This window comes from Leuconostoc falkenbergense (assembly GCF_014634805.1).
Lineage (GTDB): Bacteria > Bacillota > Bacilli > Lactobacillales > Lactobacillaceae > Leuconostoc > Leuconostoc falkenbergense.
Map to the genome: position 1 here is coordinate 1 of NZ_BMBS01000076.1, position 2,566 is coordinate 2,566.

4 protein-coding genes are annotated in these 2,566 nt (G+C 34.3%); all 4 read right to left on the reverse strand.

Features of this window, described 5'->3' with window-relative positions:
- Positions 1 to 1,118: IS30 family transposase (locus IEU71_RS09870; RefSeq protein ID WP_188349653.1), on the reverse strand; the 1,118-nt coding region annotated here is incomplete at its 3' end.
- Between the two features lie 124 nt (positions 1,119 to 1,242).
- The gene (locus IEU71_RS09875; protein ID WP_004912960.1) at positions 1,243 to 1,614 is read right to left on the reverse strand and encodes a hypothetical protein; all 372 of its coding nucleotides are present in this window, start codon (positions 1,612 to 1,614) and stop codon (positions 1,243 to 1,245) included.
- On the reverse strand, positions 1,614 to 2,024 hold the full coding sequence (locus tag IEU71_RS09880) for a hypothetical protein (RefSeq protein ID WP_004912962.1): 411 nt from the start codon (positions 2,022 to 2,024) through the stop codon (positions 1,614 to 1,616). Before IEU71_RS09880 ends, IEU71_RS09875 begins: the two co-directional genes overlap by 1 nt.
- A 71-nt stretch (positions 2,025 to 2,095) precedes the next feature.
- Positions 2,096 to 2,356, reverse strand: a complete 261-nt coding sequence (locus IEU71_RS09885) for a hypothetical protein (RefSeq protein WP_004912965.1) — start codon at positions 2,354 to 2,356, stop codon at positions 2,096 to 2,098.
- Positions 2,357 to 2,566 lie beyond the last annotated feature (210 nt).

Consider the following 2,566-nt stretch of genomic DNA (forward strand, 5'->3'; position numbering starts at 1 on the left):
CGCTCCATATTGCGGTATTCCTTATTAAAACGTTCATAAGGTGTTGAACCTTGCAGTGCAATACGCATTGGCTTACGATTGATTTTATCAGCGATCACTTCTAAATCTTTTTGCTTAATCGTTCTAAAGTTCGTTTTCTTTGGGATAAACACTCTCAATTCACGGTTTTTATATTCGTTTGTCCCCCTTTCCTGTGGTGAAGAGGGCGTTGCATAGTATATTTTAGTCTTGTATTCTTGTTGTACAACTTCTAAAAAGTCCCATGACATGAACTCAATACCATTATCGGCTGTGATTGTACGCACCCATTTGCCGTAATTCTTATAGAAGTATCTAAAGCCTTTAATGACATCAAATGATTGCTTACTATCAATTTTAACCAGTACATAAAAACGTGTTTTGCGTTCTACCAATGTTAGGATAGCACTTTTATCGTTAATTTCGCCATTCTTGCCCTTAGCTGGCAAAACTAAATCTATTTCCCAATGACCAAACTGTCGACGAGTATTTATCTTTGGTGGTCGTTCATAGATTGAATGACGAACTAGAATACCTTGTGACTTTAGTTTAGTGCGCAGTCTATCAATTTCACGCTGTTTTTGATATTGCGTTTTAATTTTAACTTTTTCTGCATCGGTATTGTTGGCTCGTTTACGATAATAAGGGCGCAAATAGATTTTACCCTGTCTCGCCCAATTTCTAATCGTTGATGCCGAGACTTCAATATCTGATACATGCGCTTCAGCGATTTGTTCTGGTGTCCAATGTTCAACATTGACCCAATGCTCAATCAGTTCTTTCAATTCATCTGTCAGTAGTTTTGAACCATTACCACGTCTCACACTTCTTTGAGTGGCGATAAATTGACCTCGCAAGGCAGAGTATTTGATACGAGAATGAATTTCAAGATTATACAGTTGACGCTTGCTTAGATTACTAAAATCAAAAATATTACCTTGTTTCAATTCTCTAGAGATAGCAGACTGTGAACGATTAAGTTTTCTAGCTATATCCGACTGACTATATTTTTCATCATTCCACATGTGTTCAATCAAATGTCTATCATTTTCATTGATACGTGGATATTTTATTTGGTCTCGTGGTAATTTCTTAGTCATATAATTTATTTTTACTCCTAATTTGTTATGTGAATAAGATAATAATATCACACCTTAATTATGCTTAAAAGCCTACAAAAAGGCTTATTAAATTGTGAACCTAAGAACATACTTTGTTTACCGCTTACATCTCATTAAAATCATCAAGCAAATTATTAACATCAGCTAGTTCTTCATAATATTCAGTGAACCAGCGTGTGTCTAAACGCATTCGTTCAAGTTCTGGTAATATGTTGTTTTCCAAGTTTTTGGCATGTTTTGCCAATTCCCTTAACACAAAGGATTCATAATTGTTTACATCATCAAATGGTCTAAAGGCTTCATCTGTAAAATCAACAATGTTGTGAATGCTATAAGCTATCTGCCCTATAATTTTGTTATTATCAGACCATGTTAATCTCTCACGTAGCCGACTATCTACTTCTATATCACGAAGACAGCCAACATAACGATTGATGATGCGATACCTTAAATTATCAATTGCTTTGTTTATCATCACACTGCCCTTTCTCTTAATTGCTTTTTAGCTTGATACAACTGTTCTTCAATTTTATTTAAACCACTTTCAGTATTGCGATCAGTTCCCTTAATAAGCAAATCTAAATCACGATAAGCAAAAGTTAGCTCAATTGATTTGGAAACTAAATCTTGTACCTTAGAAGCTAATTCTTTGTTAAAAAAAAGCACATCTCCGTATGTTTGAGATTGTGCTTGTCTGATTTTAGCTTGTAGTTGCATTGATACGCTCAGTGTTGTTTGGAAGTTAGGCGCACCTGCCTTGAATTGAAAGCCTTGTCTATCACTTTCTAGGGTTTGGTCTAGTTGGCTATATAAGTCTCTAAATCGTTCCAACTGCTTAATATACAGTTCTAATTGTTCCGGTTTTAACCATATTTTTGTTGGCATCTTGTTTATTCCTTTCATTTCTAACTGCAAACAAAAAAGCTAGTACCTATCAAGCACTAACCCATTTGTGACTAATCATATATATTTGTACGAACCGTCAAACCTGTTTCTTTACGAATTTTCTTAATGATTTCTGGAATTTGTTCCGTATATGAACTATCCAATCGTGCAATTTGTTGCGATCTTGTAGCCTTGCCAATCTTATACCATTCAAAAAAAATATTGACTTTCTTTGAATAAATTTGGTCTACAACTCGAACTTCATATATCGTATTAGGTTGCTTAGCAAACATCTCTTTAATATCTCCAATTACAGCATCAATTTGGTTCATATCTCAAACGGCTCCAGTCATGTTTATTTACTATAATTATTATACGAACAATTGTTCGTGTAGTCAATAATTTTATTAGAATGGCAGATTGGCTTTTTTCTCAAACTCTGCCGTTTCTTCAACATACTTGCGGTGCTGTTTATCAAAGTTCAAATTACCATGTTCTAAGTTAGCTTTTGAATTTGTAATTGCGTTGACCAAATTAGCTTT